Source organism: Cupriavidus mimosae (assembly GCF_023952485.1).
Lineage (GTDB): Bacteria > Pseudomonadota > Gammaproteobacteria > Burkholderiales > Burkholderiaceae > Cupriavidus > Cupriavidus taiwanensis_C.
Map to the genome: position 1 here is coordinate 26,785 of NZ_JALHRY010000009.1, position 12,255 is coordinate 39,039.

General features: G+C 69.0%; 13 protein-coding genes and 2 riboswitches. Of the genes, 2 read left to right on the top strand and 11 right to left on the bottom strand.

Annotated features, from left to right (window positions below):
• The first annotated feature begins 12 nt into the window (after positions 1-12).
• Positions 13-591: a 5-formyltetrahydrofolate cyclo-ligase gene (locus MKD50_RS17540; protein WP_115705542.1), complete on the top strand. Its 579-nt coding sequence runs from the start codon at positions 13-15 to the stop codon at positions 589-591.
• Here MKD50_RS17540 and MKD50_RS17545 read toward each other — a convergent pair.
• The 4 genes from MKD50_RS17545 to ahcY all read right to left on the bottom strand — a co-directional run bounded on the left by MKD50_RS17545 (position 588) and on the right by ahcY (position 4,329).
• Entirely contained in the window at positions 588-1,346 is a 759-nt protein-coding gene (locus tag MKD50_RS17545; RefSeq protein ID WP_252667947.1) for a Mut7-C RNAse domain-containing protein, read from the bottom strand. The two genes, MKD50_RS17540 and MKD50_RS17545, sit on opposite strands and share 4 nt — an antisense overlap.
• 166 nt (positions 1,347-1,512) lie before the next feature.
• A complete protein-coding gene (gene metF / locus MKD50_RS17550; RefSeq protein ID WP_240073509.1) occupies positions 1,513-2,343 on the bottom strand; it encodes a methylenetetrahydrofolate reductase [NAD(P)H] in 831 nt (276 codons plus the stop codon).
• A gap of 40 nt (positions 2,344-2,383) precedes the next feature.
• Positions 2,384-2,734 carry a phage holin family protein gene (locus MKD50_RS17555; protein ID WP_012351530.1) on the bottom strand — a complete coding sequence of 117 codons (351 nt, stop codon included), beginning with the start codon at positions 2,732-2,734 and terminating at the stop codon, positions 2,384-2,386.
• A 176-nt stretch (positions 2,735-2,910) separates the two neighbouring features.
• Complete coding sequence (gene ahcY, locus MKD50_RS17560) at positions 2,911-4,329, bottom strand: adenosylhomocysteinase (RefSeq protein ID WP_252667948.1); 1,419 nt, start codon at positions 4,327-4,329, stop codon at positions 2,911-2,913.
• A gap of 120 nt (positions 4,330-4,449) precedes the next feature.
• Positions 4,450-4,564: riboswitch (S-adenosyl-L-homocysteine riboswitch) on the bottom strand.
• Between the two features lie 58 nt (positions 4,565-4,622).
• Between ahcY and thiD the strand changes: the two genes are divergently transcribed.
• Positions 4,623-5,459, top strand: a complete 837-nt coding sequence (thiD, locus tag MKD50_RS17565) for a bifunctional hydroxymethylpyrimidine kinase/phosphomethylpyrimidine kinase (protein ID WP_252667949.1) — start codon at positions 4,623-4,625, stop codon at positions 5,457-5,459.
• Positions 5,460-5,482: 23 nt separating this feature from the next.
• On the opposite strand, the gene MKD50_RS17570 is transcribed toward thiD, so the two are convergent.
• From MKD50_RS17570 to thiC, 7 genes are all read right to left on the bottom strand, one after another.
• On the bottom strand, positions 5,483-5,932 hold the full coding sequence (locus tag MKD50_RS17570) for a PaaI family thioesterase (protein ID WP_115705534.1): 450 nt from the start codon (positions 5,930-5,932) through the stop codon (positions 5,483-5,485).
• Between the two features lie 131 nt (positions 5,933-6,063).
• Positions 6,064-6,570: a GNAT family N-acetyltransferase gene (locus MKD50_RS17575; RefSeq protein WP_115705532.1), complete on the bottom strand. Its 507-nt coding sequence runs from the start codon at positions 6,568-6,570 to the stop codon at positions 6,064-6,066.
• Positions 6,571-6,577: 7 nt separating this feature from the next.
• Positions 6,578-7,711, bottom strand: coding sequence for a thiamine phosphate synthase (locus MKD50_RS17580; RefSeq protein WP_252667950.1), 1,134 nt, complete (start codon positions 7,709-7,711; stop codon positions 6,578-6,580).
• Positions 7,708-8,541, bottom strand: a complete 834-nt coding sequence (locus tag MKD50_RS17585) for a thiazole synthase (RefSeq protein WP_115679184.1) — start codon at positions 8,539-8,541, stop codon at positions 7,708-7,710. Before MKD50_RS17585 ends, MKD50_RS17580 begins: the two co-directional genes overlap by 4 nt.
• Positions 8,542-8,544: 3 nt before the next feature.
• On the bottom strand, positions 8,545-8,742 hold the full coding sequence (thiS, locus tag MKD50_RS17590; RefSeq protein WP_012351522.1) for a sulfur carrier protein ThiS: 198 nt from the start codon (positions 8,740-8,742) through the stop codon (positions 8,545-8,547).
• A 12-nt stretch (positions 8,743-8,754) separates the two neighbouring features.
• Positions 8,755-9,945, bottom strand: coding sequence for an FAD-dependent oxidoreductase (locus MKD50_RS17595; protein ID WP_240073494.1), 1,191 nt, complete (start codon positions 9,943-9,945; stop codon positions 8,755-8,757).
• 156 nt (positions 9,946-10,101) lie between these two features.
• Positions 10,102-11,982 (bottom strand): phosphomethylpyrimidine synthase ThiC, encoded by a 1,881-nt coding sequence (thiC, locus tag MKD50_RS17600; RefSeq protein ID WP_115679182.1) that lies wholly within the window; start codon positions 11,980-11,982, stop codon positions 10,102-10,104.
• A 98-nt stretch (positions 11,983-12,080) separates the two neighbouring features.
• A riboswitch (TPP riboswitch) is annotated at positions 12,081-12,182 on the bottom strand.
• Positions 12,183-12,255: the final 73 nt, after the last annotated feature.

Sequence of the window (12,255 nt, forward strand, 5' to 3'; positions counted from 1 at the left end):
TTATCCCACGCCATGTCTTCCACTCCTGAGACTACATCCACCCCCGCAGCCGACCGCCGCGCGCTGCGCGCGCAACTGCTGGCGCAGCGCGCCGCCCTGCCCGCACGCGCCGCAGCCGATGCCCGCATCGCCGCCGCGCTGTCCGAACTGCTGGCGGGCCTGGCGGTGCGCTGCCTGGGCTTCTACTGGCCGATCCAGCAAGAGTTTGACGCGCGCGCCGCGGTGGCGCAGTGGCTCGCCGCCGTGCCCGGCCGCCATGCCGCGCTGCCCTCGGTCAGCCGCCCCGGCACGCCGCTGGATTTTCATCTGTGGACGCCGGATACGCCCATGGCCACCGGCCACTACGGCATCCCGGTGCCCGACGGCACCGAGGCCGCGACGCCGGATGCGATGATCATTCCCTGTGTCGGTTTCAGCCCGGACAAGTTCCGCCTGGGCTACGGCGGTGGTTTCTATGACCGCACCCTGGCGGCCATGGCGCAGCGGCCGGTCGCCATCGGCATCGGCTACGACGCCTGCCGCATTGCGCTGCAGGCGCAGCCGCACGACATCGCCATGGACTGGATCGTGACGGAGTCGGGCGCGTTCTAGCCCGGATCGGCCCCGGAGCCCTGCACCAGCTCGTCGACCAGCGCGCGCATGCAGCGCCAGTGCGAGCCTTCCCAGAACACCCGCAGGCAGCGGTCGCAGGTGACGAAGCTGCGATGTCGCGCCAGCACGCCGTCCGGGACGCGTCCGGCCGCGCCGGACGGTTCCAGCGCGCGCAGCGGCGCATTGCAGTCCAGGCACAGCGAAAACGGCCGGGCGCTGCGCGCCAGGTCCAGCCGCGCGAAGATCTCGCGCACCTGCTGGCGCGACTTGAGCGCGCGCACATAGCAGCCGTGCGTGATGCCGCGGCGCTTGAGCAGTTCGCGGTCGCGCGTCAGCACGATGCGGCCTTCGGCGACCGCGATGCGCTCGATCTCGCAATCTTCGAAATGGTTGTCGTAGAGCGTGTCGAAGCCGGTCATGCGCAGCAGATGCGCCAGCCCGCCCAGGTGGGCATCTGCAACGAAGCGCATCACCCGCAGCGGCTGCTCGCGTACCCGCAGCAGCGGCGACACGTCGATCCGTTCGAACTTGGGATAGACCGAGACCCGGTCGCCATCACGCAGCTGCCGCTCGAACCCGCTCGATTCGCCGTTGACCAGGATCAGCTCGACCTCGGTATGCGGCACGCCCAGCGCCTCGATCATGTGCTTGACCGTGGCGGCGCGCGCACACACGCACGACAGGTCGCGCCGGCGCTGGTCCGGCGCGAGGAAGTCGTTCAGTTCCTCGTAGAAGCGGAAGGTGGCGGTGACCATGGGGCGAGTATGGCACCGATCGGCCGTGTTAGTACGCTGGTGGCACCACGGACGCATGCAGTGAAGCTCCCCTCTCCCCGTGCGGGGAGAGGGAGAACACCTTGCTTGGGCTAGTTCGGGCTGCTTTGGAGCACCCCAAAACCGCTCACTTCTTCGCTGGCGTTCCTTACAGCTTCAGCCGCTGCCAGATCGCCTTGGTCGCGCCGGCTGCGTTGAGCGTATAGAAATGCAGCCCCGGCACGCCCGCGGCCAGCAGCCGCTCGCACAGCGCCGTGACCACGTCCAGGCCGAAGGCACGGATCGATTCGCGGTCGTCGCCGAAGCTCTCCAGCCGCCTGGCCACCCAGCGCGGCACTTCGGCGCCGCACATCTCGGAGAAGCGCATCAGCTGCGAGTAGTTGGTGATCGGCATGATGCCCGGCACGATCGGCACCTCGACACCCAGCGCGCGCACGTCGTCGACGAAGCGGAAGTAGGCGTCGGCGTTGTAGAAATACTGTGTGATCGCCGAGTCGGCACCGGCCCTGACCTTGCGCACGAAGTTGTCGAGGTCATGGCGCGGCGACTTCGCCTGCGGGTGGTACTCCGGGTACGCCGCGACTTCGATATTGAACCAGTCGCCGGTCTCGGCGCGGATGAACTCCACCAGTTCGTTGGCGTAGCGGAACTCGCCGATCTCGCCCATGCCCGACGGCATGTCGCCGCGCAGCGCGACGATATGGCGGATGCCGCCTTCGCGGTATTGCTGCAGGATCGCGCGGATGCTCTCGCGCGACGAGCCCACGCACGACAGGTGCGGCGCGGCCTCGATGCCTTCGCGCTGGATTTCCAGCACGGCGTCGAGCGTGCCCTGCTGCGTGGTGCCGCCGGCGCCGAACGTCACCGAGATGTATTTGGGCTTGAGCGGGGCCAGCTGCGCGCGCGTGTTGCGCAGCTTCTCCGTGCCCTCCGCCGTCTTGGGCGGGAAGAATTCAAAGCTGAAGTAGCGGTCTTGCATGATGGTGGCGCGCCGCGTTGGCGCGGCGCGCGAAATGAGGTCAGTCGTCGCGGTTGCCCAGCAGCAGGCTGGCCAGCAGCCACGAGATCACGCTGTACAGGATCGAGCCCAGCAAGGCCGCCCAGAAGCCGCCGACGGTAAAGCCGGACAGCAGGTTGCCGACGAACAGAAACAGCAGCGCGTTGATGACGAAGATAAACAGCCCCAGCGTCAGCAGCGTAACCGGCAGCGTCAGGATCACCAGGATCGGACGGATCAGCGTATTGACCAGACCCAGCACCAGCGCCGCCAGCATCGCCGAGCCGAAGCTCTTGATGTGGATCGACGGGATGATGTACGGCAAGACGAACAGCGCGACGGCGTTGATGATCCAGACGACCAGTAGTCTCATGACGGTTCCTTGGTTGGTGTTTTCTCCCCTCTCCCATTTATGGGAGAGGGGCGGGGGTGAGGGCGGGCGTGTCTCGACGTGATATGCCTGGCTTCGTGGCAACGCCTGCCCTCACCCCCGGCCCCTCTCCCGCAGGCGGGAGAGGGGAGCACGGCAAGCGCACAGGGCGAACCGCATCAATAACGGTAATGATCCGCCTTGTACGGGCCCTCCTTCTTCACGCCGATGTAAGCGGCCTGCTGCTCGGTCAGCTCGGTCAGTTGCGCGTTCAGCTTGCGCAGCTGCAGGCGCGCGACCTTCTCGTCCAGGTGCTTGGGCAGCGTGTAGACGCCGACCGGGTACTTGCCGCTGTCGCGCTCCTGCCAGAGCTCGATCTGGGCGATGGTCTGGTTGGCGAACGAGCTGCTCATCACGTACGACGGGTGGCCGGTGGCGCAACCCAGGTTCACCAGGCGGCCCTTGGCCAGGATGATCAGCTTCTTGCCGTCGGGGAACTTGACGTGGTCGACCTGCGGCTTGATCTCGTCCCACTCGTACTTCTCGATCGAGGCGATGTCGATCTCGTTGTCGAAGTGGCCGATATTGCAGACGATGGCCTGGTCCTTCATCTTGGCCATGTGCTCATGGGTGATGACGTGGTAGTTGCCGGTGCAGGTGACGAAGATGTCGCCATGCTCGGCAGCGTAGTCCATGGTCACCACGCGATAGCCTTCCATCGCGGCCTGCAGCGCGCAGATCGGGTCGATCTCGGTGACCCACACCTGCGCCGACAGCGCGCGCAGCGCCTGCGCGCTGCCCTTGCCCACGTCGCCATAGCCGGCGACCACGGCGATCTTGCCGGCGATCATCACGTCCGTGGCGCGCTTGATGCCATCCACCAGCGACTCGCGGCAGCCGTACAGGTTGTCGAACTTGCTCTTGGTGACCGAGTCGTTGACGTTGATCGCCGGGAAGCGCAGCTCGCCCTTTTGCGCCATCTGGTACAGGCGGTGCACGCCGGTGGTGGTTTCCTCGGTCACGCCGCGGATGGCTGCCAGGTTGCGGCTGTACCAGCTCGGGTCCCGGGCCAGCTTTTCCTTGATCGCGGCGAACAGGTAGGTTTCTTCCTCGCTGCCCGGGTTGGCGATGACCGCAGCGTCCTTCTCCGCGCGCGCGCCCAGGTGCAGCAGCAGCGTGGCGTCGCCGCCGTCGTCGAGGATCATGTTGGGGGTGCCGCCGTCAGACCAGTCGAAGATGCGGTGCGTGAAGTCCCAGTATTCCTTCAGCGATTCGCCCTTGAAGGCGAACACGGGCGTGCCGCCCGCGGCGATCGCGGCGGCGGCGTGGTCTTGGGTCGAGAAGATGTTGCACGAGGCCCAGCGCACGTCGGCGCCCAGCGCCTTGAGCGTCTCGATCAGCACGGCGGTCTGGATCGTCATGTGCAGCGAGCCGGCGATGCGCGCGCCCTTGAGCGGCTGCGCGGCGGCGAACTCGTCGCGGATCGCCATCAGGCCGGGCATCTCGGTCTCGGCAATGGCGATTTCCTTGCGGCCCCAGCCGGCCAGGTTGATGTCGGCGACGAGGTAGTCCTGCTTCAGGTCGGTCACAGCGTTCATGTTTCACTCCCGGTGAAGAGTGGCACGCAGTTGACGAGTACGGGGATCTGGCGGCCGCGCATGGCGCTCGGGCACATGCGAAGCACGCGGATAGGTCGACTCGCTTCCGTGCGGACCACGGATCAGCGAGCGCCGTTGAAGACAGTCCGAGCCTGGCGGATAGCTGGGGCGGCTGTGCCGCCGGCCGCGCGATGTGCTTCGCGGGCCTCCATCCGTTGCAACGCTCCTCGGAGTGGCGGTATTGTAGCGTGCCCGGAGGCCTTGCGCACCGGCCCTCCTTGATTTCCGCACAGATGATCCCAACGCCACCCCGTACCCTGACCATCGCCGGCTCCGACTCCGGCGGCGGCGCCGGCATCCAGGCCGACCTGAAGACATTTTCCGCGCTGGGGTGCTTCGGCATGAGCGCGATCACCGCGATCACCGCGCAGAACACGCTGGGCGTGACCGGCGTGCATGCGATCCCGGCCAACATGGTGGCCGCGCAGATCGACGCGGTGGCCGTCGATATCGGCGTGGACGCGGCCAAGACCGGCATGCTGGGCACCGCCGCCATCGTCGAGGCCGTGGCCGCGGCGGCGGACCGGCACGGCATCCGCAAGCTGGTGGTGGACCCGGTGATGATCTCGACCTCGGGCGCGACGCTGTCCGACGACGCCACCACGCAGGCCATGGTGCGGCTGCTGTTCCCGCGCGCGCTGCTGGTCACGCCCAACCTGCCCGAGGCCTCATACCTGCTGGGCCGCAGGATCGCGCGCCGCGCCGACATGGAACAGGCCGCCGCCGACCTGATCGCGCTGGGCTGCCCGGCCGTGCTGCTCAAGGGCGGCCACCTCGAAGACGATGGCGCGGCAGGCCTCGCCGGCGGGCTGGACGACATGCTGATGCTGAAGGACGGAACCGTGCGCGTGTTCACGCATGCGCGGGTCGAGACCGGCAACCTGCACGGCACCGGCTGCACGCTGGCGGCCGCGATCGCCTCGCAGCTGGCGCGCGGCGATGCGCTGGAAGCGGCGGTCGGGACCGCGCTGGACTATGTGGCGCAGGCCATCGCAGCCGGCGCAGGCTTGCGGTTGGGCGGCGGCAACGGCCCGCTGAACCACGCCTTCGCGCCGCGCGCGCTGGGCTGAGCGGCGCGCGCCTCTGGCACCACTCAGTTGCCGCCGCTGGACAACGGCACCAGCTTGAACGCGGCGCGCGCCACGCATACCACGTTGCCTTCGGCATCCTTCACTTCGCCCTCGCAGAACGCAATGCGCGCGCCGCGGCGCAGGCAGCGCGCTTCCAGCGTCAGCTCGCCGCGCGCGGCGGCGAGGAAATGGGTCGACATGTCGATGGTGATCACGCCGGTTTCCGTCGGCGCATGCGAGCGCGCGGCGCCGCTCAGGGTGAAATCCAGCGTCGCCATCAGCGTACCGCCGTGCACGTCGCCGCGGCTGTTCACCAGTTGCGGATGCGCCGGCAGGCGCGTGCGGCAGTAGCCCTCTTCGATCAGCTCCGGCTGCAGGCCGAAATACCGCATCAGCGGCACGTCGATGCCGAAATAGGGCTTTTCAGGCGTGCCGGGGGCGGCGGGGATGATGACGGGGAGCTGGGTCGACATGGTGGGCGCGGCCGGGTGGTTGGCGGGGAATGCTGCACGACATCATAGCGGCGGGTCTTGCATCGGTTCCCGGCGCTGGTCGAATGTCGCACAAATCTTTGGAAACGCGATGCCTGTCGCCAGCAACCGGCTCAGAGCGTCTGCCGCATGGCGATCCGCTGCCGCAGCCCCGCCGCGCGCTGCGCCGCCAGCGCTTGCGACAGCAACGGGCACAGCTCGCTGTCCTGCAACTGCCGGAAGCCCATCGACGCATAGAACGGCGCATTCCAGCGCAGGTGCGCGAACGTGGTCAGGCCCAGCGAGCGCAGTCCGCCGGCACGCGCCCAGTCCTGCACGGTGCCGACCAGCGCGCGCCCGATGCCGCGCCGGCCGTGGTCCGGATGCACGTCCATCTCGTCGAGATAGCCGCAGGCGCCGTGGCGGCTGGCCAGCGCGAAGCCGGCGACTTCCCCGCCATGCTCGGCCACCCACAGGCGCCCTTCGCGCTGCGCCGCCGCCAGGGCCGCCTCCGGCGTGCTGACCAGGCGCAGCAGCGCCGGCAGGTCGCCCTCCGGGAACAGGGCCGCGGCGGCCAGCTCGATATCGGGCAGCCGCGGCAGGTCATGCGCGGCCGCCAGGCGAATGCGCGGGGCGGCCACGGCGCGCTCAGCCGGCCGGGAACAGGCTGACGAGACGGGCCACCGCGGCCGGCACGTCGTCGGCCTCGGTGACGGCGCGCACCACGGCGGCGCTGCCGACGCCCACCGCCAGCACTTCGCGCATATTCGACGCATTGACGCCGCCGATGCCGACCAGCGACGGGATCACCGGCTGCATCAGCTTCGCATACGCACGGAAGCGGCCCATGCCTTGCGGCTGGGTCGGCATCACCTTGGTGGTGGTCGGGAAGATCGCGCCCAGCGCCAGGTAGCTGGGGCGGATCGCGGCGACGCGCAGCATCTCGGCGTAACCGTGCGTGGACACGCCCAGCCGCAACCCGGACGCGCGGATCGCGTCGAGGTCGGCGTCGTCCAGGTCTTCCTGGCCGAGGTGGATGCCGTAGATGCCGCTGTGCGCGCCGTTGGCGGCTTGGTAGTCGAGCGCCGCCTGCCAGTGGTCGTTGATGAACAGGCGCGACGACGACCCCTGCATGGCCCTGGCCGCGCGCGCGATCTCGGCGCGCACCGCGGCGGCGTCGCCGGACTTGAAGCGCAGCTGCAGCGTGGGCACGTTCAGCGGCGCCAGCCGCTCGATCCAGTCGGCGCTCGGCACCACCACGTACAAGCCCAGCGCGGGGCATGGCGCGAACGGCGCGACGGTATCCTCGGGCGCCACCAGCGCGGCGTGGCGCACGTGCGGAAAGCGCGCAAAGTCGGACGGCCAGTCGGCCGAGCCCGGCGCCCAGGCGCGCGCCAGGCACAGCGCATCGTGGGCCGGGAAATGCAGCGACAGGCAGGCCAGCAGCACCGCGACGAAGGCGGGCGAATGCGGCTGTCCGGTATCCGCGGCGACCGAGAACACCCAGGTGCCCATCGGCGAGCGCACGGTGTCGATCCACTGGCCGCCTTCGCGGTCGGTCTCGACCAGCGTGGCGCCCGCAGCGGCAACGCGCGCGATGGTGTCGGCATCGGCTTCGCCGTCTGACAGCAGCACGTCGTGGGGGCCGGGCTGCGCCGGCGCGTCTTGCAGGCGCCATGCCTGCCACGGCTTGTCGTCCACGCCGAAGGTGTCGCCATAGTGTTCCAGCACCGCCTGGCGCAGCGGGCCGTCGCTGGGGGCGTGCACGGGGCGGCGGGTCATGCGCGCTGCTCCGTGTCTGCGTGCCAGAACGGCATGCCGACCACCGGGGTGCTGGCCTGCGCGACTTCGCGCTCGGGCATCGGCCCGGCCAGGTAGGCGGTGCGGCCCGCGGCCACGGCCTGCGCGAAGGCGCGCGCCATGTCGACCGGGTAGGCGGCCTGCGCCACCGCGGTATTGAGCAGCACGCCGTCATAGCCCCACTCCAGCACCTGCGCCGCATGCGACGGCAGGCCCAGGCCGGCATCGACGATCAGCGGCGTATCCGGCAGGCGCTCGCGCAGCACCCGCATCGCGTGCGGGTTGACCGCGCCGCGGCCAGTGCCGATCGGCGCGGCCCACGGCATCAGCGCCTGGCAGCCGACGTCGAGCAGGCGGCGGCACAGCACCAGGTCCTCGGTGCAGTACGGCAGCACCTTGAAGCCCTCCTTGATCAGGGTATCCGCCACGGCCGGCAGGTTGAGCGTGTCGGGCTGCAGGGTGTAGTCGTCGCCGATCAGTTCGAGCTTGATCCACGGCGTCTCGAACACCTCGCGCGCCATCATCGCGGTAGTGATGACTTCCTGCGCGGTGAAGCAGCCGGCGGTGTTGGGCAGCACCGGCACGTTCAGCGCCTTGAGCATCTGCCAGAACGCCTGGCCGCCCTCGCCATCGCCCACCGCGCCCTGGCGGCGCAGCGCGACCGTGATCATGGCCGGGGTCGAGGCCTGCACGGCCGCTTCCAGCGTGGCCGGCGACGGATAGCGCGCGGTGCCGAGCAGCAGGCGCGAGCCGAACGACTCGCCATACAGCACGAACGGGTCGCGCAGGGTTGCGGAAGGTTCGAAGGTCATGGGTCAGCCTCCCGTCACGGGTTGCACGAGGTCGATGCGGTCGCCGGCCGCAAGAGGGGTGTTGGCGTGCGCGGCGCGCGGCACGAACTGGCCGTTGACCGCCGCGGCAAAGGGGGGCGCGATCTGCGCCGCGCTCACCGCGTCCGCCAGCGTGGCGGATTCGGCAAGGGCGAGCGGTCGGCCGTTGAGCAGGATATCCATGTCAGTCTTGCATTAATGCAGCGTGCCGGAGCGCGCGCCAACCACGGGCGCCGGCGCCTCCGTCACCGCCTCGATCATACCGGTCCAGCGCAGCGCGGCAGGCACGGCATGCGCGGCGGGATCGCCGTTGAGCAGCGCGCCCACCACCGCGCAAGCGGCCTCGGTCACCGCGGGGGCGATCAGGAAGCCGTGGCGGTACAGGCCATTGACCCGCACCACGCGCGCGCGCTGGTCGACGCGGATCGCGGGCAGGTGGTCCGGCCGCGTGGGCCGGCGCTGCACGTTCAGTTCCAGCACGCGCGCCTCGCCGAAGGCCGGGTGCAGCGAATGCGCGGCCGACAGCAGCTCCAGCGCGGAGCGCACGCTCATCGGCGAATCGTCCTCGCTTTCCAGTTCGGTGGCGCCGATCACATACAGGTCGTTGGGCTTGGGCGCGATATAGATCGGATAGCGCGGATGCAGCAGGCGCACCGGACGGTGCAGCTTGACGTCGGGCGCATGCACGCGCACCACTTCGCCGCGCAGCCCCCGCAGGCCGGGTTGGCTGCCGCCGGGCTGCGCCGGCCACGCGCTGCGTGCGCCCAGGCCACGGCAGTCCAGCACCACGTCGGCGTGGATGCCAAGCTGCGACAGCGAGCCGGCATCGACCTCGCCCGCCTCCCACACGCAATGCACGCCTTCGCTGACCGCGCACGACAGCAGCGCGCGCAGCACGCCGCGGTTGTCGAGCTGGCCTTCGCCGGCCAGCAGCAGACCCTGCGGGAAGCGGCCCGCCAGCGCCGGCTCGACCTCGCCCACGCCCTTGCCGTCAAGCGCGCGCAGCCGCTGCGCCACCAGCTCCGGCGGCGCCACCGCGCGCACGCGACTGGTGAACAGCGACATCTCGGCGCGGTCGCGCGCATGCCAGACCACCAGCGTGCCGTCTTCCTGGAAAAAGACCGGCTCGGGCAGCTCGGCCAGCCAGGCGCGCCACAGGTCGACGCTGGCGATGCCAAGGTCGACGATGCGGCGCTCGGCGATGGCCGACTCGGCCAGCGGCGCGAGCATGGCCGCGGCCACATAGGCGGCCGAGCCAGCGCCGTCCGGGCCGGCCCGCTCCACCAGCGCCACGCGGGCGCCGCCGCGGACCAGCAACCAGGCGGCCAGGCGGCCGGCAAGGCCGGCCCCGAGGATGGCGACATCAAACGACTGCACTGCTGTCATGAGGGTGTTGTGCCGGGCGCGCCATGCGGCCGCGTCCGGCCTCCTTGTTATCGGTGCCGCCGCGCGGGGCGCTGCGCGGCGGCGGATCTTGCGCGGGCATGGCGTGCGAGGCCATGCCCGTCCTGCCGTGACTTCGGCAGATTTTCAGCTACTGCCTTACGAGTAGATCTTGCTGCCCTTCTTCAGGAACTCGATCGACTTTTCTTCCATGCCCTGCTGCGCTTCCTTGGGCAACGAGGCGGCGTAGTCGCGCACTTCCTGCGTGATCTTCATCGAGCAGAACTTCGGCCCGCACATCGAGCAGAAGTGGGCGATCTTGGCACCTTCGGCCGGCAGGGTGGCATCGTGGTACGAGCGCGCGCGCTCCGGGTCGAGGCCCAGGTTGAACTGGTCTTCCCAGCGGAACTCGAAGCGCGCCTTCGACAGCGCGTTGTCGCGCAGCTGCGCGCCGGGCCAGCCCTTGGCAAGATCCGCGGCGTGGGCAGCGATCTTGTAGGTGATGATGCCTTCGCGGACGTCTTCCTTGTCCGGCAGGCCCAGGTGCTCCTTGGGCGTGACGTAGCACAGCATGGCCGTACCCATCCAGCCGATATTGGCCGCGCCGATGCCGCTGGTGATGTGGTCGTAGCCGGGGGCGATGTCGGTCACCAGCGGTCCCAGCGTATAGAACGGCGCCTCGTAGCAATGCTTGAGTTCTTCGTCCATGTTGGCCTGGATGCGCTGCAGCGGCACGTGGCCCGGGCCTTCGATCATCACCTGCACGTCGTGCTTCCACGCCTTGGCGGTCAGCTCGCCCAGCGTGCGCAGCTCGCCGAACTGGGCCTCGTCGTTGGAGTCGGCGATGCAGCCCGGACGCAGGCCGTCGCCGAGGCTGAACGACACGTCGTACGCCTTCATGATCTCGCAGATCTCGTCGAAGTGCGTGTACAGGAAGTTTTCCTTGTGGTGCGCCAGGCACCACTTGGCCATGATCGAACCGCCGCGCGAGACGATGCCCGTCACGCGGTCGGCGGTCAGCGGCACGTAGCGCAGCAGCACGCCGGCGTGGATGGTGAAGTAGTCCACGCCCTGCTCGGCCTGCTCGATCAGCGTGTCGCGGAACATCTCCCAGGTCAGGTCCTCGGCGATGCCGCCGGTCTTGTCCAGCGCCTGGTAGATCGGCACCGTGCCGATGGGCACCGGCGAGTTGCGCAGGATCCATTCACGGGTTTCATGGATGTGCTTGCCGGTCGACAAGTCCATGATGGTGTCGGCGCCCCAGCGGATCGACCACACCATCTTTTCCACTTCCTCGGCCAGCGACGAGGTCACCGCCGAGTTGCCGAGGTTGCCGTTGATCTTGACGCGGAAATTGCGTCCGATCGCCATCGGCTCCAGCTCGGTGTGGTTGATGTTGGCGGGAATGATGGCGCGGCCCGAGGCGATCTCCTGGCGCACGAATTCCGGCGTGATGTCTTCCGGACGCAGCGGCAGGCCGGCGCCCAGCGCGTTGCCCGGATGCTGGCGCAGCAGCGCCTTGTATTCGGGCTTGTCGTACAGCGCCTGCAGGTTCAGCGACTCTCGCAGCGCCACGTATTCCATTTCCGGCGTGATGATGCCCTTGCGCGCATAGTGCATCTGCGACACGTTGGCACCGGCCTTGGCGCGGCGCGGATTGGTCAGCTGGGCAAAGCGCAGGTGCGCGGTGGCCGGGTCGTTGGCACGGTCGCGGCCGTATTCCGACGACAGGCCGGGCAGCACTTCGGTGTCGCCGCGCTCGTCGATCCATTTGGCGCGCAGCGCCGGCAGGCCGGCCTTCAGGTCGATATGCACGTCCGGGTCGCTGTACGGGCCCGAGGTGTCGTAGACCGGAATCGGCGGATTGGGCATTTCGCCCTTCTCGGTGCGCGTGGAGGTCTGCAGGATCGTGCGCAGCGGCACGCGGATATCCGGACGGCTGCCGGTCAGGTAGGTCTTGCTCGAAGCCGGGTAGGCGAATTTCTGGTCGAGATCGCTTTCGAGCGATTCGAAGGATGCAGCGGGGGCAGTACGGGCCATGGGTGTCGTCCTCTCTCTTGCGGGGTGGACGAAACCAGGAGCCCTGTGAGCGCCGCCTGGCTTGTGGCTGAGGTGGCGAGTCCCGGAGGGACTAGAGGCTTGGTCTTGCTGAAACTTCCCACGCCGGTACTAACCGGATCGGGTTCGAAGGGACTCTCTCAGCCGCGCGGCCCATCCGCACGGCACCCCTGTTTCATCCAACGGGGTGAATTTAAGCACAGAGCACCGGTGGGCGCCAGTGCCAGTTGCCTCCCGTGGGTGGTGCCACAGCTG